Source organism: Janthinobacterium lividum (assembly GCF_011601275.1).
GTDB classification, from domain to species: domain Bacteria; phylum Pseudomonadota; class Gammaproteobacteria; order Burkholderiales; family Burkholderiaceae_D; genus Janthinobacterium; species Janthinobacterium lividum_E.
On the sequence record NZ_JAAOLY010000008.1, the window covers coordinates 130472 to 146975 of the forward strand.

General features: G+C 62.0%; 18 protein-coding genes. 14 read left to right on the forward strand and 4 right to left on the reverse strand.

What is annotated here, in order from left to right; all coding sequences use genetic code 11:
- The first annotated feature begins 53 nt into the window (after nucleotides 1–53).
- The 3 genes from radA (at nucleotide 54) to fliD (ending at nucleotide 3497) form a co-directional block, all read left to right on the forward strand.
- Entirely contained in the window at nucleotides 54–1430 is a 1377-nt protein-coding gene (gene radA / locus GYK42_RS14110) for a DNA repair protein RadA (protein WP_046683923.1), read from the forward strand.
- A gap of 131 nt (nucleotides 1431–1561) precedes the next feature.
- On the forward strand, nucleotides 1562–1882 hold the full coding sequence (locus GYK42_RS14115) for a PilZ domain-containing protein (protein WP_280141164.1): 321 nt from the start codon (nucleotides 1562–1564) through the stop codon (nucleotides 1880–1882).
- Nucleotides 1883–2111: 229 nt separating this feature from the next.
- Nucleotides 2112–3497 carry a flagellar filament capping protein FliD gene (gene fliD / locus GYK42_RS14120; RefSeq protein ID WP_166448018.1) on the forward strand — a complete coding sequence of 462 codons (1386 nt, stop codon included), beginning with the start codon at nucleotides 2112–2114 and terminating at the stop codon, nucleotides 3495–3497.
- Here the strand turns inward: fliD and GYK42_RS14125 are convergent.
- Nucleotides 3494–4294 carry an AraC family transcriptional regulator gene (locus tag GYK42_RS14125; protein WP_166448019.1) on the reverse strand — a complete coding sequence of 267 codons (801 nt, stop codon included), beginning with the start codon at nucleotides 4292–4294 and terminating at the stop codon, nucleotides 3494–3496. The two genes, fliD and GYK42_RS14125, sit on opposite strands and share 4 nt — an antisense overlap.
- A gap of 100 nt (nucleotides 4295–4394) precedes the next feature.
- Between GYK42_RS14125 and GYK42_RS14130 the strand changes: the two genes are divergently transcribed.
- From GYK42_RS14130 to GYK42_RS14140, 3 genes are all read left to right on the forward strand, one after another.
- Nucleotides 4395–5630, forward strand: coding sequence for an MFS transporter (locus GYK42_RS14130; RefSeq protein ID WP_166448020.1), 1236 nt, complete (start codon nucleotides 4395–4397; stop codon nucleotides 5628–5630).
- A 32-nt stretch (nucleotides 5631–5662) separates the two neighbouring features.
- Nucleotides 5663–6157, forward strand: coding sequence for a ribonuclease E activity regulator RraA (gene rraA / locus GYK42_RS14135; protein WP_070223974.1), 495 nt, complete (start codon nucleotides 5663–5665; stop codon nucleotides 6155–6157).
- A gap of 135 nt (nucleotides 6158–6292) precedes the next feature.
- Nucleotides 6293–6934, forward strand: a complete 642-nt coding sequence (locus GYK42_RS14140; RefSeq protein ID WP_240943593.1) for a choice-of-anchor C family PEP-CTERM protein — start codon at nucleotides 6293–6295, stop codon at nucleotides 6932–6934.
- 57 nt (nucleotides 6935–6991) lie between these two features.
- Here GYK42_RS14140 and GYK42_RS14145 read toward each other — a convergent pair whose 3' ends face one another.
- Nucleotides 6992–7420: a DUF4952 domain-containing protein gene (locus GYK42_RS14145; RefSeq protein WP_166448022.1), complete on the reverse strand. Its 429-nt coding sequence runs from the start codon at nucleotides 7418–7420 to the stop codon at nucleotides 6992–6994.
- Complete coding sequence (locus GYK42_RS14150; RefSeq protein ID WP_166448023.1) at nucleotides 7407–7790, reverse strand: MerR family transcriptional regulator; 384 nt, start codon at nucleotides 7788–7790, stop codon at nucleotides 7407–7409. The genes GYK42_RS14145 and GYK42_RS14150 overlap by 14 nt, the downstream gene beginning before the upstream one ends.
- 83 nt (nucleotides 7791–7873) lie before the next feature.
- Here GYK42_RS14150 and GYK42_RS14155 point away from each other — a divergent pair, with 83 nt between their 5' ends.
- The 8 genes from GYK42_RS14155 (at nucleotide 7874) to GYK42_RS14190 (ending at nucleotide 15610) form a co-directional block, all read left to right on the forward strand.
- Complete coding sequence (locus GYK42_RS14155; RefSeq protein ID WP_166448024.1) at nucleotides 7874–8305, forward strand: hypothetical protein; 432 nt, start codon at nucleotides 7874–7876, stop codon at nucleotides 8303–8305.
- 94 nt (nucleotides 8306–8399) lie between these two features.
- Nucleotides 8400–10217 carry a DUF4153 domain-containing protein gene (locus tag GYK42_RS14160; protein WP_166448025.1) on the forward strand — a complete coding sequence of 606 codons (1818 nt, stop codon included), beginning with the start codon at nucleotides 8400–8402 and terminating at the stop codon, nucleotides 10215–10217.
- Nucleotides 10218–10370: 153 nt separating this feature from the next.
- Nucleotides 10371–10811, forward strand: coding sequence for a hypothetical protein (locus GYK42_RS14165; protein WP_166448026.1), 441 nt, complete (start codon nucleotides 10371–10373; stop codon nucleotides 10809–10811).
- Between the two features lie 307 nt (nucleotides 10812–11118).
- Nucleotides 11119–12450: a S41 family peptidase gene (locus GYK42_RS14170; RefSeq protein WP_166448027.1), complete on the forward strand. Its 1332-nt coding sequence runs from the start codon at nucleotides 11119–11121 to the stop codon at nucleotides 12448–12450.
- Nucleotides 12443–12928, forward strand: a complete 486-nt coding sequence (locus tag GYK42_RS14175; protein ID WP_166448028.1) for a MarR family winged helix-turn-helix transcriptional regulator — start codon at nucleotides 12443–12445, stop codon at nucleotides 12926–12928. The genes GYK42_RS14170 and GYK42_RS14175 overlap by 8 nt, the downstream gene beginning before the upstream one ends.
- 187 nt (nucleotides 12929–13115) lie before the next feature.
- Entirely contained in the window at nucleotides 13116–13700 is a 585-nt protein-coding gene (locus GYK42_RS14180) for a LysE family translocator (RefSeq protein ID WP_166448029.1), read from the forward strand.
- A gap of 10 nt (nucleotides 13701–13710) precedes the next feature.
- Nucleotides 13711–15153 carry a PLP-dependent aminotransferase family protein gene (locus GYK42_RS14185; protein WP_166448030.1) on the forward strand — a complete coding sequence of 481 codons (1443 nt, stop codon included), beginning with the start codon at nucleotides 13711–13713 and terminating at the stop codon, nucleotides 15151–15153.
- Nucleotides 15154–15211: 58 nt separating this feature from the next.
- Nucleotides 15212–15610, forward strand: a complete 399-nt coding sequence (locus GYK42_RS14190) for a VOC family protein (protein ID WP_166448031.1) — start codon at nucleotides 15212–15214, stop codon at nucleotides 15608–15610.
- A gap of 15 nt (nucleotides 15611–15625) precedes the next feature.
- Here GYK42_RS14190 and motA read toward each other — a convergent pair whose 3' ends face one another.
- Complete coding sequence (gene motA, locus GYK42_RS14195; RefSeq protein WP_034779327.1) at nucleotides 15626–16489, reverse strand: flagellar motor stator protein MotA; 864 nt, start codon at nucleotides 16487–16489, stop codon at nucleotides 15626–15628.
- Nucleotides 16490–16504: the final 15 nt, after the last annotated feature.

The window sequence follows — 16504 nt, forward strand, 5'->3', positions numbered from 1 at the left end:
GTATATACTGTATATATAAACAGCAGTTTCACCTTACCCGGGCAAAGTACACCATGGCAAAAGTCAAGACCATCTACACCTGCAGCGATTGCGGCGCCATCAGTAATAAATGGATGGGGCAATGCACCTCGTGCAACCAGTGGAACACCATGGTGGAAACGCTGCCCGAGACGGGCGGCAACAACCGCTATTCGAATCCGCAGCACATGTCGCTGGCGCAGACGGCGCCCGTGCTGTCGCTCGACGATATCGACGCCATCGACGTGCCCCGCTTCGGCACGGGCATCGAGGAATTCGACCGCGTGCTGGGCGGCGGCATGGTGGCTGGCGGCGTCGTACTGATCGGCGGCGACCCCGGCATCGGCAAGTCGACCCTGCTGCTGCAGGCGCTGGCGAACATGTCGCACCACAAGCGCGTGCTGTACGTCAGTGGCGAGGAATCGGGCGCGCAGATCGCCCTGCGCGCCAAGCGCCTCGTCATCGACGCCAAGGAACTCAAATTGCAGGCCGAGATCCAGCTGGAAAAGATCCTGTCCACCTTGAACGATCTGAAACCGGAAGTGGTGGTCATCGACTCGATCCAGACCGTGTATTCGGACGCGCTCAGTTCGGCGCCCGGTTCCGTGGCGCAAGTGCGCGAATGCGCGGCCCAGCTCACGCGCGCGGCCAAGCAGACGGGCGTGACCATCATTCTGGTGGGCCACGTGACGAAAGAGGGCGCGCTGGCCGGTCCCCGCGTACTCGAGCACATTGTCGATACGGTGCTGTATTTCGAGGGCGACGCCCATTCCAGCTTCCGCCTCGTGCGCGCCATCAAGAACCGTTTCGGCGCCGTCAACGAATTGGGCGTATTCGCCATGACGGAAAAGGGCTTGAAGGGGGTGTCGAATCCATCGGCCCTGTTCCTGTCGCAGCACGACAACCAGGTGCCCGGTTCCTGCGTGATGGTGACGCAGGAAGGCACGCGCCCTTTGCTGGTGGAAATCCAGGCCCTCGTCGATACGAGCCACTTGCCCAATGCGCGCCGGTTGTCCGTCGGCCTGGAGCAAAACCGCCTGGCCATGCTGCTTGCCGTCGCGCACCGCCACGCGGGCATCGCGGCCTTCGACCAGGATGTGTTCATCAACGCGGTGGGCGGCGTGAAGATCACGGAACCGGCGGCCGACCTGGCCGTGTTGCTGGCGATTAACTCGTCGATGCGCAACAAGCCCTTGCCGCGGGGATTGGTCGTGTTTGGCGAAGTGGGGCTGGCCGGCGAAATCCGCCCCGCGCCACGGGGCCAGGAACGCTTGCGCGAAGCGGCCAAGCTGGGCTTTACCCTGGCCGTGGTGCCCAAATCCAATTTACCGAAACAGGTCATCGAGGGCCTCAAGGTCATCGGCGTCGAGCGCATCGACGAGGCATTCAATAAGCTCCGTGACCTGGAGTAATAGTTGGTATGGTTTAAATGCCAAGCTTGAGACAAGTCAAACAAAATTTCCGTTTGGAACTATAATATTTGTCCGATGGATTCTCCTCATGAATCCGCGTCGACAATGAATTAATAGAGAAGCGGAATACAGTGTCAGTAGAGCAAAGGCAGGGCGCACGCAAGATATTGCGTGCCAAGGCAATGTTGGTAATGGATGGTGCGGGCCCTGTGGCGGCACGCACCCTTGATGTAGGGCCGGGCGGAATGGCGGCCGTCATCGCTGAGCCGGTGCCGACAGGCAAGCAGGGCAAGGTGCTGTTCGAGCTGTTTTACGATGGCGCGGCGCACATCATCGAGGCGCGCGTGTCCGTCTCACACTGCATTTTCAGCAGTGCCGGTTTCAAGGTGGGACTCACTTTCCTGCAACTGGACATGGCTGTCAGCAGCGCCATTTCGAAATTCATGCGCTGAGGCATGCCCGAGATAAGCGGCAAGTGAAATGCGCTAGAATGGTGCATATAGGTTTGCAGTCAGGAAAAACTTGTTCTGTTCGCTGTTTTGATATTCCGGTAATACTGCATAATTATCAATCAGAAGAGGGACGCCGCCGCGCCACGCGCGCCTGCCGTCCGTTTCTTGCGCAGCACGGTCAGGACCTGAACCGTGTGTCATGACCTTACACCCGACGGGAACGCCTACCATGTTTAATTCGACCATCAACAGCAGGGCTTACACCAACAATACGCAGCAAACGACGCAGGGCAATATCTCGGCCGATGTGTATGCGAAGGTGGAGCGCCAGATGCAGTCGCAGAACACAGGCGTCGTCAAGCTCAACGCCAGCCTGGCGCGCGACCAGGCCAAATTCTCCGGCCTGGGCCAGCTGCAATCGGCGCTGGCGAAATTCCAGACCGTGGCCAAGAACATGGCCGGCAGCGGCCTGGCCACGTCGGCCACGTCCAGCGCCAAGGATGTGCTGAGCGCCACCACCACCGACAAGGCCGCCAGCGGCAGCCATGAGCTGAACGTCAAGCAGCTGGCGCAGGGGCAGACCCTGCAGAGCGGCGCGCAGAAATCCTCGAGCGCGCCGATCGGCACTGGGGCGCCCGCGCTGGTCAAGATCGAAGTGGGCACGGCCGACGGCAAGCAATTCACGGCCGGCAGCGGCAAGATCATTTCGCTGACGATAGACAGCAGCAACAATAGCCTCGACGGCATCGCCGCCGCGCTCAAGCAGCAGGGCATCGACGCCAGCGTGGTCAAAGGCCCCGATGGCTATTCGCTGGCGCTGAACGGCAAGAGCGGCGCCGACAGCAGCATGCGCATCAGTGTGTCCGGCGATGCGGCCGTCAGCAATCTGCTCAGCTATGCGCCCGGCGCCGGCAAGGGCATGCAGCAAACGGCTGCCGCGCAGGATGCGCTGCTGACCGTCGACGGCAAGGACATCAAGAGCGCCACGAATACCTTGACGACGGCTGTCGAGGGCGCCACCATCGAACTGAAGAAAAAGGGTGTGACCGACCTCGTCATCGCCAAGGACAGCAGCCAGATCGCGACCAACGTGGCCAGCTTCGTCACGGCCTACAATGAACTCAACAGCAAGCTGCAAAGCCTGCAGCAGGGCGATTTGAAGTCCGATACGGCCCTGGGCCAGGTGCGTTCGCAGATGGAGCAAGTGTTGCGCACGGCCAGCACGGGCGTGCCATCGTCCGTACTGGGCAGCGCTGGCGTGACCCTGGGCAAAAGCGGTGAGCTGGTGCTGGACGACAAAAAACTCAAGGCCGCCATTGCGGCTGATCCGGACGCCGTCAGCAAGTTGTTTACGAATAACGGCAAGGGCGTGGCGGACCAGTTCTCCAGCAAGATCGGCGAACTGACGGGTGAAACGAGCATCATCCGCAAGGAAGTGCAGACGGTGGGCAAGGACATCACCACCCTGAACAACAAGAAAGCCGTGCTGGCCAAGGCGCTGACGGCCCAGGCGCAGGCACTGATCAAAGCCTATTCGGCCCAGGAACAGATGGGAACGAACTCGGCCTTGCCGGGTTATACCGGCAAGAACTCTTTATTCGACTTCATGGCTTAAGAGCGTTCGCCCTGGGCAAAGAAGGCTGACGGCGAACTGCCGAAAGTCTTCTTGAACATGGCGGAAAAGGCCGACTGGCTGGCATAACCCAGCTCTTCGGCCACCTGCGACAGCGGCACGCCGCGTGCGATCAGTGGCGCCGCGTGCGCCAGGCGCACTTGCTGGCGCCACTGGCCGAAACTCATGCCCAGCTCCCGTTCAAACAGCCGCGCCAGGGTACGCTCCGAGGCGCCGACCAGTTGCGCCCAGTGCTCCAGGGTCTGGTTCAAACCCGGTTTCTCGATCAGACTGTCGCACAGGGTCTTCAGGCGCTTGTCGCTGGGCAAGGGGACGCGGATGGGGCGCGTGGCCGAGCGTTTCAATTCATCGAGGATCAGTTCGGCCAGCAGCGCCTCGCGCGCCGGTTCCTGTCCTGGGTCCAATTGCTCCAGCGCCATGATCAGCTGGCGCAGCAGGCTCGACACTTCCAGCACCTTGCAGTCGCTGCCCGCGAATGGCGCGCGCGCGGCATGGATGCACAGGGGGCGCAAGCGGGTTTTTTCCAGTATCGTGACGGCATGCTCCACGTTGGGCGCGATCCAAATGGCGCGCATGGGCGGCAGCACCCAGCTGCTGTTATTGGCGGTGATGCGCAGCACGCCTTCGAGCGCCATCGTGACCTGGCCCCAGGGATGGCTGTGCGGCGAAAGAAATTCATCGGGTTGCAGGTCGCGCGCGACCATGGTCACGGGGATGGTCGCGCTGGGCGCTTCCCGTGGCGGACACATGCGGGTATGGTGGAGGATAGGTACACCCATCAGCTTGGCCTTAATTCGATAAATTATGTCGTCCTGTCGGAAAACAGGCGATGGTATTTTGCATACACTTGAGCTTCACCAGTATAAGACAGGGTATGACATGATAACAACTCACTCGGCATCCGAACTTCCTACCTTGCGCAGCGATGCGCGCGTCATCGCCCTGGTGGGGCTGGCGCATGGCGTGTCGCACTTCTACCATCTGATTCTCGCGGCCCTGTTCGTCTGGCTGAAGCCAGCCTTCGACCTGTCGTATGCGGAGCTGGGCCTGCTGATGACGGTGTTTTTCATCATCTCGGGCGTGGGGCAGGCGCTGGCCGGCTTTGTCGTTGACCGCTTCGGTGCCCGCGCCGTGTTGTTTTCCGGTATTTTCTTGCTGGGCGTGTCGGCGCTGGCCCTGTCCACCGCGCACAGCTATGCGGCGCTGATGCTGGGCGCCATGCTGGCCGGCATGGGCAACAGCGTGTTCCATCCGGCCGATTACACCATCCTCAACCAGCGCGTCTCGGCGGCCCGCGTGGCCTACGGCTTTTCCGTGCATGGCATCAGCGGCAATATCGGCTGGGCCCTGGCACCGCTGTTCATGACGTACGTTGCCACCCATTATGACTGGCGTATCGCGCTGCAATGCGCGGCCGTGCTGCCGTTCGGCGTGTTGCTGATCCTGTTCCTGAACCGCCACGCCATCCGTCCCGAGCCGCTCAGGAAGGCCGCGCCGGGCCAGGCCGCCAGCGGCGAGGGCACGCTGGACTTCTTGCGCTTGCCCGCCGTGTGGATGTGCTTTGCCTTCTTCTTCATTACCGCCATCGCCCTGGGCGGCATCCAGAGCTTTGCCAGCGTGGCCCTCGTCAAGCTGTACGGCATGAGCCTGGCGCTGGCCACCAGCGCCTACACGGCCTATATGCTGGCCTCGGCCGTGGGCATGCTGGCCGGCGGCGTGGTGGGTGCGCGCAGCAAGCAGCCGGACCGCAACGTGGCGATCGCCTTTTCCGCCGCCGCGCTGCTGGCCGTGCTGCTGTCCATGGCCGTCGTGCCGGCCTGGGGCGCGGTGGTGCTGATGGGCGCCATCGGCTTGACGTCCGGTGTGGCGGGGCCATCGCGCGACCTGATGATACGCGCGGCGGCGCCGAAGAATGCCACGGGGCGCGTGTATGGCGTCGTATATTCGGGCCTCGACAGCGGCCTGGCCGTCGGCCCCCTGTTCTTTGGCGCGCTGATGGATGGCGACCATCCGGCCCTGTTGTTCGTGTTCATCGGCCTGTTCCAGGCGCTGGCGATTGCCACGGCCGTGGGGGTGGGCGGCAAAACACGTGCCGCGGCGCTGCAAAAGGCATAGAATCGTTGCCATCTGCCACGAAAGGAATCCCCATGACCTTTGCCACCACCGACCTGTGCGACGACTATGCGGCCATGCTCGACGACGGCACCCTGGCCGTGCTGCCGCCCGTGTACCGCGCTTTCGGCCAGCGCGTGCGTTTCAGCGGGCCCGCCACCACCTTGCAAGTGTTCGAGGACAATGCCCTCGTGCGCAGCACGCTGGAAACGCCGGGCCAGGGCCACGTGCTGGTGATCGATGGCGGCGGCAGCCTGCGCCGCGCGCTGGTGGGCGGCCAGCTGGGCGTGCTGGCCGAAAGCAATGGCTGGGCCGGCATCGTCGTCGATGGCTGCATCCGCGACAGCGAGGAAATCAATGTGTGCCAGATCGGTGTGCGCGCCTTGGCCACGCATCCGCGCAAGAGCAACAAGACGGGCGCTGGCCAGCGCGACGTGCGGGTGCAGCTCAGTGGCGTGGCCGTGCATCCGGGCGACTGGATCTATGCCGATGCGGACGGCATCCTGGTGGCGAGGCAAGAACTCGATTGACGGCGTAGTGCGCCTGAAACGTTGCAAATTGTCTACATTCAATATATTTCTGCAAAGTTCTTTGATTTTTATCATGGCTGAGATATGATTTCACTTAAGGAAACTTTAATATCAATAAAGCAAGGAAGTCAGATCATGAAAATCGCCACCATCGCAGCAGTTGTCGCCCTGTTTGCCGCAGGCAGCGCCAGCGCCAGCCCAGTCAACCTGATTACAAACGGCAATTTTGACACGGTCGCTTCCGGCTACACCTTCGACAGCGGTTTTAAAGTCGTCAACAGCGGCTCTTCGGCCATCACGGGTTGGACCGTGGGCGCCAGCTCCGTCGACCTGATCCGCAATGCGTATAACGCCATCGATGGCTACAGCATCGATATGCTGGGCACGCCTGGTCCTGGTTTCCTGTCGCAAAATTTCAATGTCGTTGCCGGCCAGACTTACAATCTGAGCTTTGACATGGCGCGCAATTCCGGCGGCCCCGCAGGCCAGGGCGTGAGCGTCAATTTCGGTGGCGCGGCCGGTAATTTCTACTCGACCGCTGCCGTGTCGAACACCTTGTACAGCCACACCCTGAGTTTCACTGCAGCTTCCACTGGCCTGGCGACCCTGTCGTTTGCCAGTGCCGCCAAGGCAGGCACGCCATTCGACAATTACTCGGGCGCCGTGATCGACAATGTGTCCGTGATGGCCGCCGTGCCGGAACCGGAAACCTACGCCATGCTGCTGGCTGGCCTGGGCCTGATGGGTTTCCTGCGCCGCCGCAAGGCCGCCAAGTAAGCCTGATTTTGTCCGAGATCAAACCGCCTGCTGCCATGCACAGGCGGTTTTTTTACGTCAAGGGTCTTGCGCGTAGCCGTCCACCTGCACCGTAAAGCGCTCGATCCGCGGCCAGGCGTCACGCGTCCTGACCAAGGTTTCGCCCGTGGCCATGAGCAACACATAGCCGTAGCCCGTGCGGCGGTCGCGCCAGGAGTGGGGCGTGCTGTCCCAGGCGCAGCAATAGCGCTTGAGCTTGGGCAAGCCATACGTGCGCCGCAGATACGCTTCCGCCTGCAGGGCATGCTTGCCGTCCACGTGGTAGCGGGCTTCGAACGGCTGGTCCTGGCGCTCCCTGTTTTGCCGGCAACCCTCGTAGACGAGATACGCGGGCTTCTTGCCCAGCTGGGACAGGAAGTCGCCGCAGGCCAGCTCCGTGGCCTGCGCGCCGCCGGTGGCCAGCAGGAACAGCCACGGCAGCAGTGTAGTGAGCTTACCGACTTGCATCGGCATCTCCGCGCAACGGACACGCGGCCGCTACCGGCCCCATACGCAGCACCAGTTCGCCGCGCAACTGCGTCAATCCCGCGATGCGCGCATCGATTTCGCCCAGCTTGCGCGCCAGCGCCGCGCGCAGCAGTTCCGCCGTGGCGGGATCGCCGGCGGCCGCCAGCAGCGGCATGTCGGCCTCGATTTCCGCCAGGGTAAAGCCCAGCTGCTGCGCCGTGCGCAGGTAGCGCAGCCAGTCGGCCGCCTCGGGCGGGTAGTCGCGGTAGCCGTTCGCGCCGCGCCGAGCGCGCAGCAAGCCCCGCTTTTCATAAAAGCGCAGAGTATCGCGGCTCAAGCCCGTCGCCTGCGCCATCTCGCCGATCTGCATGGTGATTTTTCTTTCATAAAATGCTTGACCATGGAGTGTACTCCAAGCTCGATCATGGGCGCTTTCTATCGACAGGAGTTCCCATGTTGTCCGTTTCTGCTTTCCGCCGCGTGGTGCGCGCCAGCGCCATTTATGATGTGCTCATGACGGCCCCGTTTGTCACTCCGTGGACGTTTTTGCTGCTGCGCGAGCACTTGAGCGCCCTTAACGTGAGCCTGGGCGGCCTGCCGCTGCCCGCCTTCGGACCGTTTCATCTGCTCATCAGCAGCTTGTTCGGCAGCGTGGTGATGGTCTGGTCCGTGCTGCGCATGCTCGACCCGCAGCCGCGCTTCGGCCGCTATGACGCGGCGGCCCGCTATCTGTTTTCCACCTGGATGGCGTGGGCGCTGCTGGAGACGGGCCAGCCCCTGCTGTGGCTGTTCTTCGTGCCGGAACTGGCCTGGGGTCTCGTGCAAAGCCTGCCATATCGCCGCAGCGAAGGCGGCGGGCAGGGCGCGCGCACGAATCGCTGTTGAGATGAATATAACGAAATGCAATAATGGCCGTGCTTTACAGCAATAAACGACTATTAAAGGAATGACTATGCAGCAGGATGCCGCTGGAAAAAACATGGCGTTGCTCGATCCGGTGGTGGCGCCGCGCATCGCGGTGACGCGCCTGGTGACGGGCCTGCTGCAAGGCTTGCTGCTGTACTGGTTGTACAGCACGGCGCAAGACAAGTCGTGGCCCGCTACGGAAGCCTACCTGCTGGGGCCATTGATGCTGATCAGTTTGCTGCTGCCCATCCTGCTGGTCTCCAGCCTGGGCCACATGTCGGTCAAGCGCATCGGCCTGTGGATGGCGGGTGCGGCCGTCGTGATGGCCGTGCTGGCCTGGCATGATGTGGCGCGCGGCGCCGAGCATGTGATCTGGGGCAACTACAAGCCGGGCGCGCCCCTGCGCGTCATTTCCGCCCAGCTGTTCGGTTTTTGCGTCGTGGGTTTTTATATCGCCCATGCGCTGGTGCTGGCCAGCGCCCAGGATGGCCAGCGCATCGCCCGCTACCCGACCTATTTTGAAATCGCCTGGAAGCTGGGCATCCAGTTGCTGTTTTCCCTGCTGTTCGTGCTGGGCCTGTGGCTGGTGCTGTGGCTGGGCGGGCAACTGTTCCTGCTCATCAAGTTGAGTTTCCTGAAAAAACTGCTGGGCCAGGCCTGGTTCGTGATTCCCGTTATCTGCTTCGCGTTTTCGTTCGCCATCCACATCACGGATGTGCGCCCCTCCATCGTGCGCGGCATCCGCACCTTGCTGCTGGTGCTGCTGTCGTGGCTGATGCCGATCGCCGCCGTGCTCGTCTCGGGCTTCCTGCTGACCTTGCCCTTCATCGGCTTCGAGCGCCTGTGGGCCACGCGCCATGCGGCGTCCGTGCTGCTGGGCATGGCTGGCGTGCTGGTGGTGCTGATCAATGCGGCCTTCCAGAATGGTGAAGTGGGCCATGGCGTGGCGCGCGGCATTCGCCTGGGCACGCGCCTGGCCTGTCTGTTGTTGCCGTGGGTGGTGGGCATCGCCATCTATGCGCTGACCCTGCGCGTGATGTCGCATGGCTGGACCTCCGACCGCCTGATCGCTGCCGCCTGCCTCTTGATCGCCACCTGCTACGCCGCCGGCTATGCCTGGGCGGCCAGCAAGTATGGCGACTGGCTGCACCTGATCGCCAACGTCAACGTGGCCACCGCCTTTGTTACCTTGCTGGTGCTGTTCGCCCTGTTCTCGCCGCTGGCGGACCCGGCGCGCATTTCCGTGGCCAGCCAGATGGCGCGCCTGAACAGCGGCAAGATAGGCGTGGACAAGTTCGATTTCGAATACCTGCGCTTCCAGGGCGCCCGCTACGGCCAGGCGGCCTTGCAGGAACTCAAGATACGTACGACGGGTCCGGACGCGGCCGTCGTGCGGGCCCGCGCCGACGCCATGCTCAAGCGCCAGAATCGCCTCGACGAGACGGGCGCGCTGAGCGACGTGTCGATCAACCTGACCCTGCGCCCGGCCACGGCGAAGTTGCCGGACAGTTTCTTGCGCCAGGACTGGACGCAGGTGGGTCCCGCCTGGCGCCTGCCCGCCTGCTTGAAGCGGGCAGGGCAGCAGTGCGACGCCTATCTGCTCGATTTCGACGGCGATGGCAAGCAGGACGTGCTGCTGATCAGCAATGACCCGCGCGCCTCGTCGGTCTTGCTGGCTGAAAAGGAAGACGGCAGCTGGACCGCGCGCGGACAAATCCCCACCGATGCCTTGCGCTGCAAACCCCTGCGCGAGAAGCTGCAGGCGGGCGAATTCCAGCTGGTGCCGCCGAAAGTGCGCGAGCTGGAAGTCGACGGCCAGCGCGTGCCGATGACTTTATATACGCAGGAGGACGAGGTCAGCTGCCCGGACGAGACGGTGCCGACGCCGTAAATGGCTGGGAGAGGACTAGGCGTGACTGACCCAAGCTCTTGCTTGCTCTGAAGGCAGCAACTTCGTGTGCTGAATCATTCCGGCTGTCCGATATCGGCCAGGAGTAGTTGTTGAATACCCCATCAATCTTGTGCAGAAACTGGGAGAACCACATTGGGACTAATTGCAGACTTCTTTATCGCCGCTCCAGCCGAGGCTATCCGATATGCAAATCGGATTGAAGATCCCGACGAGGGCGAGGAAATTGCGCTTTTGTTGAATCCGGTCCAATTCAATGGCATCACGGACCTGGAAATCGGCACTCTTTGGGCCATTTTGGAACGCAGGGAGTGGGATATCGAAAAACACATGCCTGAAGACATGTACGTTGGGGAGGACGGCGAGTCCTGGCTTCACCGTTTTCCGGACGAGCTGACGAGCCTTCTCGCAAATTCAGGTGCGGACGCGTTGGAGAGCGGATCAGAGGAATGGGCAGAAACTGAAGAGATCGACTGCAATGCAGCAGATTTGCTACCGCTCTTAAAGGATTTGCAATCGCTCGCGCGGCAAGCCGCCGCCACGGGAAAGTCCATTTATATTTGGGGCTGTCTCTAAGGCTTCTTCCCTAGCAGCCGTACCATCGCTGAAAGGTCCGCTTTGGGGCGGGAGCTGCCAATGACGCTCGCCGGCTGGCGGCTGCCACTGAACCGTAGGAAATGTTCTGTCCATTGCGAGGAAGGCACCGCGATGCCGGCCAGCCGGTCGCCGTCGCGCTTGGCTCACTCATCTTCCCCCTGCCTGGTGGCCGGCTGCATTGGACGGTAGCGGATCTTGTTGCGCCCATAATCGAGCTTGCCGAATTTTCATACAATATATTGCGCAATATATTGTATGATCGGATCTCACCGAGGAGAAGATGAGAATGCGCTATCGTTTATGTCTGCTTCAAGCGTTGTCGGCGCTGTCCATAATGTGCGCCTCTGGCGCTTTTGCCGAGGAATCTGGCATCTCGCGCAAGGAAAAGAGCGAGATCATCGCCTCCCTCAATAGCACCTTGAAGGCAAACTACGCATTTCCGGACATCGCAAGAAAACTTGCGCCGGTGCTTCAGGAGCGTCTCGAAAAGGGAGAGTATGACTTGGCGGTGACGAAGGCAGGGTTTGCGAGCAAGCTGACCGACGATCTCATCAAAGTCAGCGGCGACCTGCATTTTTTTGTGGGTGTCGACCCGAAATGGATCGCCGAATTCAAGTCGAAGGCCGACCCGGCGCTCAAGGCCAAGATACGCAAGGAAGAATCGAGCAGGCTGGAGGATTCCAATTTCGGTTTCGATGAGGTCGCTCGCCTGAAGGGAAATATCGGTTATATACGGTTCAGCTATTTTGCCGATCCGGAATTTGCCTATGATACGGCGGCATCCGTGATGCGCTTCGTCGGCAATACGGACGCCCTCATCATCGATTTGCGCTATAACAATGGAGGGCATCTGGAAATGGCGCAGTTTCTGGCGAGTTATTTCTTCTCCGGCGAGAAAGACCAACTGCTCTTCGACTATTATTATAATGAGGATGGCAAGCGTATCGAGCGCGGGCAATGGGTGCTGCCTGGCCTGCCGGGCAAGCGCATGGTGGACAAGCCGGTGTATATCCTGACCGGCTCCACCTCGTTTTCCTCCGCAGAATGGTTTTCCTATGCGATGAAGAAACTCGGGCGGGCGACACTGATCGGGGAGCGGACGGCCGGCGGTGCGCATCCGGTTGCACGCAAGCCGTTCAACGATGATTTTTTCGTACAAGTGCCGATCGGCCAGATCCATGATCCCGTGGACCATGGCGATTTCGAAGGAGTTGGCGTGCAACCCGATATCCCAAGCCCGTCCATACGCGCGCTTCCTCTGGCGCACAAGCTGGCGCTTGAAAATCTGGCGAAGACCGACGACGCCAGACGAACCGAACTTGCCTGGCTGCTCCCCAGCTTGACGGCAGCCATCGAACGCCCCCACGTCGATGCCGCGATGTTGACGAAGGCCGCGGGAAAATATGAAGGCCGCCAGATCGTCCTGGATGGTGGCACGCTCTACTGTATCTGGCGCGACCGGCTGCGGGTCGCGCTTGAGCCGATCAGTCCCGACCTGTTCGCGGTGGAAGGCGTGTCAGATTTTCGATACCGCTTGAATGTTTCGCGCGGGAAAGTGACAGCGCTGGAACGCGTGAACAAGGACGGCAGCATTCAAAGGTACAAACGCCTTGACTAAAGATATACAACACCCGGCCGTGATCGATGACGCCGTGTTTCTCGGCCGCGCCGTCGAACGGCTGAGCGTCCTGATCGCCGAGCAATCCCAGACTGTCTTCGAGACGATGGGGATCGTCATCCCGGTGCGTTCGTGCTCGCTGATGACTGTTCTTGCAACGCTCGGCACGGCTTCCGCCGCGGACCTGGCGCGCGAACTCGGACATTCGCACCAGCTGGTCATGCAAAAGATACCCAAGCTGCTGCGTCTGGGCCTCATACAGTATCGGAATGATGACAATGATGCCCGGCGGCGGATATTCATGCCCACGGATGACGGCTTGTCGCAGCTTGCGAAATTCGAGCAATGCACGGTGCTGATTCGAGAAGCCTATGCCGGGCTGTTTGCCGAGGTGGGGGACGTCAGGCAATTCGTGGATCGCGCCGCCGATGCGCTCAACGAGAGGCCGCTGGACAAACGCATCAATTCCCCTGCCTGACGGAGGCGGCGTCACGTACGGCCACGAGCAGAGCCTTCCCAATGTTTGTCCGCGCGGGGCGGCCCGTATCCCCGCTGTAGCAGTCGTTCGACTGATACAGCATGTGCTTGTATGGGGCGCCTTGTGTCTTGTCCCTGCCGTGCCGTGCGTCCAGACTGGGGGCTTCTCCACGCTGCGACTGCCTGCCATGACCGAACTCCTGCCCCTGATGAGCTATTGCTTTGTGATGTCCGCCACCCCCGGGCCGAACAACGTCATGCTGGCCACCACCGGCGCCAATTTCGGCTATCGCGGTGCGCTGCCGGTGATCCTCGGCATCCAGGCCGGCATCTTCGTGCAGACCATGCTCATGTGCGTGGGTCTGGGCAGCGTGTTCGTCGCGTACCCGATGGCGCAGCAGGTGTTGCGGATCGCGGGCGCGCTGTACCTGATGTTTTTGGCCTGGAAGCTGGCCGGCGCCTCGGTGGCGGGGACCGGCGCACCGAAGGCCGTGTCGTTTGCGCAGGCGGCGCTGTTTCAGGCGCTGAACCCGAAGAGCTGGCTCAAGGCGATCACCATGGCGTCCGTCTTCATGCCTGCGCAGGGCAATATGCTCGCCAGCGCGTTGCTCGTGTCCGTGATCGGCACCGTGGTGGGCATGCCGTGCAACGCCATGTGGGCGCTGTTCGGCGTCTCGATCCGCAGCGTGCTGAAAGCGCCCCGCAACCAGCGCATATTCAATTTGACGATGGGCGCCATCCTGCTGGTCCTCGCCGTGACGTTTTTACGCTAGACTGCCACCCATGTTCGCCATCGACCGCTCCTCGCCCATCGCCCTGTTCAAGCAGATCGAGGCCGCATTGCGCCAGCAGATTGCGCAACGCGTCCTGCCTGGCGGGACCAGGCTGCCGTCGATCCGCCAGCTCGCCACACAGCTCGCGGTGAGCACCAACACCGTGGTGGTGGCGTATGACAGGCTGGTGGCCGCGGGCGTCATCGATACGCACGGCACGACGGGCTTCTTCGTCTGCACCCCTGCTGACGCCAGCCGCGCCATCCCCGACGAGGTGGCGCTGGAAGCGGGCCAGGAGCAGGAGCCGGTATGGCTGAGCCAGCAAGTGAACGACCAGCGGCCGGGCGTGCTGCTGGCCAGCAGCGGCGCCTTGCCGCCCACGTGGCTGCAGGACGCGCTGCCGGCGGCCGCCGTTCAACGTGGCCTGGCGCGCAGCGCGGCCGGCATGGCTTCGCGTTGTCCGCCGCAGGGGCTGGCCGAACTGCGCGAGCAGATTGCGCTGCTGTTGCGCGGCATCGGCATCGCCGCGGACGCCAGCCACATCCTCACCACTTTCGGCGCCACCCATGCCATCGATCTGATCTGCCGCACGTTTCTGCAGCCCGGCGATACGGTGCTGGTGGAAGACCCCGGATACTTCCTGATGTTCGGGCGGCTGCGCCAGGATGGCGTGCGCCTGGTGCCGATCAAGCGCCGCCCCGATGGCCTCGACCTGGACGAACTGGAAGCGGCCTGCCGCGCGCACCGTCCGCGCCTGCTGTTCGTGCAGACGGCTTTGCACAATCCCACCGGGTGGAGCAGCAGCGCCGCCAACCTGCACAAGGTGCTGATCATGGCGCAGCAGCATGGCTTCCTGATCGCCGAAGACGACGTGCACGGCCATTTCCAGCCGGGCCACAGCACGCGGCTGGCGTCGTTGTCCGGACTGGACGGCGTGATCTATTACTCCAGCCTGTGCAAGGCGCTGAGCCCGGCCCTGCGCATGGGCTACCTGGCCGCGGCGCCCACCTTGCTCAAGCTGCTGATGCGTACCAAGATCCATTCCATCATGACCTTGCCTGCACTGAACGAATACGTGTTGCTGGAAGTGCTCAAGGCCGGCAACCTGCGCAAGCACCTGGAGCGGCTGCAACGCAAGATCATGGTGGCGCGCAACGCCAGCACGCGGCAACTGAGCGCGGCCGGCGTGCTGTTCGAGCAGCCCGGCGACGCAGGCATTTTCCTGTGGGGCAGCATGCCAGAAGGGCTGGACGTGGACTTGCTGGTGCAGGACGCCTACCGCAACAAGATCCTGCTGATGCGCGGCGCCGCGTTCTCGGCCAGCGACACGCCCGACCAGCACATCCGCTTCAACGTCGCCTTCAGCCAGCATCCGCGCGTGAGCGCCTACCTTGAAGAACGCCTGCGCGCGGTGGCTGGCGCGCGCTCAAGCCTTGCCCGCGCCTTCCTTTAGCTTTTATTGGTATTCTGGAGGGACGATTTTTTCGTCAACGTGTGAGCAAGGAAGCGCCATGCACAAACAGATCATCCTCAACCTGCCCGTGAAGGACCTGGATAAATCCAAGGCCTTCTTTTCCGCTCTCGGCTTTACTTTCGATTCCCGTTTCAGCGGCGAGAACGCGGCGTTCATGAACATCGTCGACGGCAGCATCCAGGCCATGCTGACGACGGAACTGTTCTTCCAGTCACTGATCGGCAAACCGGTGGCGGATGCCAGGCAAGCCAATGAAGTCGTCATTTGCCTCAGTTGCGAAAGCCGGGAAGAGGTGGACGGCCTGATCGCCAAGGCCCAGGCCGCCGGTGGCCGCATACCGCATCCGCCCGAAGACCAGGGTTTCATGTACGACCAGGGCTTCGAGGATATCGATGGCCACCTGTGGAACCTGGTCTGGACGGCGCCGGAAGCCTGAGGCGAACCGCTGGAATCAGTTCTTCGTGCGCACCTGGCGCACGTGGTTTTCCAGTTCGCTGAACGATGGGCGTTCCGTGGCGGAAATGACCTTGCGGCCGAATTCCACGGCCAGCGCCGGCGCATAGCCGTTCAGGCTGGCCAGCAGGGTCACTTTCACGCACTGGTACATCTTCGCCGTTTCATGGTGCTTGCGGCGCAGCAAGCTGGCCAGCGGCGCGATGAAACCGTAGGCCAGCAGGATGCCGATGAAGGTGCCCACCAGCGCCTGCGCGATCAGCACGCCCAGTTCGGCCGGCGGCAAGCCGACGGACGCCATCGTGTGCACGACGCCCATCACGGCGGCCACGATGCCGAAGGCGGGCATGGCGTCGGCCAGCTGCGAAATCGTCTGGATCGGCATTTCCGCATCTTCATGGTGCGTCTCGATCTCGTTATCCATCAGGTTTTCGATCTGGTAAGCGTCCATATTGCCCGACACCATCAGGCGCAGGTAATCGGTGATGAATTCCAGGATGTGCTCGTCACCGAGCGTGTACGGGTATTTCACGAAGATGGGGCTGCGGTACGGGTCGTCGATATCGTCCTCGACCGACATCAGGCCTTCCTTGCGGATCTTGCTGAGGATTTCATACATCAGCCCCATCAGCTCCATATAGCGCGCCTTCGTGTATTGCGAGCCGTGAAACAGGGTGGGCAGGGCGGCGAACGTGGCGCGGATGGCCTTGGCGTCATTGCCGACAAAGAAGGTACCCAGCGCGGCGCCGCCGATCATCAGCAGTTCCAGCGGCTGGAACAAGGCGCCCAGGTGACCGCCCTGCATGGCGAAGCCGCCGAAGACGGAAAACAGCACGACGAGAAATCCGAGTATGACTAGCAAAACCTACTCCTTCAT

Excerpts from the sequence above, each read along its gene's own strand:
- radA (WP_046683923.1), top strand. The coding sequence starts at position 54 with ATGGCAAAAGTCAAGACCATCTACACCTGCAGCGATTGCGGCGCCATC.
- fliD (WP_166448018.1), top strand. The coding sequence starts at position 2,112 with ATGTTTAATTCGACCATCAACAGCAGGGCTTACACCAACAATACGCAG.
- GYK42_RS14125 (WP_166448019.1), bottom strand. The coding sequence starts at position 4,294 with ATGGGTGTACCTATCCTCCACCATACCCGCATGTGTCCGCCACGGGAA.
- GYK42_RS14130 (WP_166448020.1), top strand. The coding sequence starts at position 4,395 with ATGATAACAACTCACTCGGCATCCGAACTTCCTACCTTGCGCAGCGAT.
- rraA (WP_070223974.1), top strand. The coding sequence starts at position 5,663 with ATGACCTTTGCCACCACCGACCTGTGCGACGACTATGCGGCCATGCTC.
- GYK42_RS14140 (WP_240943593.1), top strand. The coding sequence starts at position 6,293 with ATGAAAATCGCCACCATCGCAGCAGTTGTCGCCCTGTTTGCCGCAGGC.
- GYK42_RS14145 (WP_166448022.1), bottom strand. The coding sequence starts at position 7,420 with ATGCAAGTCGGTAAGCTCACTACACTGCTGCCGTGGCTGTTCCTGCTG.
- GYK42_RS14150 (WP_166448023.1), bottom strand. The coding sequence starts at position 7,790 with ATGCAGATCGGCGAGATGGCGCAGGCGACGGGCTTGAGCCGCGATACT.
- GYK42_RS14155 (WP_166448024.1), top strand. The coding sequence starts at position 7,874 with ATGTTGTCCGTTTCTGCTTTCCGCCGCGTGGTGCGCGCCAGCGCCATT.
- GYK42_RS14160 (WP_166448025.1), top strand. The coding sequence starts at position 8,400 with ATGGCGTTGCTCGATCCGGTGGTGGCGCCGCGCATCGCGGTGACGCGC.
- GYK42_RS14170 (WP_166448027.1), top strand. The coding sequence starts at position 11,119 with ATGCGCTATCGTTTATGTCTGCTTCAAGCGTTGTCGGCGCTGTCCATA.
- GYK42_RS14180 (WP_166448029.1), top strand. The coding sequence starts at position 13,116 with ATGACCGAACTCCTGCCCCTGATGAGCTATTGCTTTGTGATGTCCGCC.
- GYK42_RS14185 (WP_166448030.1), top strand. The coding sequence starts at position 13,711 with ATGTTCGCCATCGACCGCTCCTCGCCCATCGCCCTGTTCAAGCAGATC.
- GYK42_RS14190 (WP_166448031.1), top strand. The coding sequence starts at position 15,212 with ATGCACAAACAGATCATCCTCAACCTGCCCGTGAAGGACCTGGATAAA.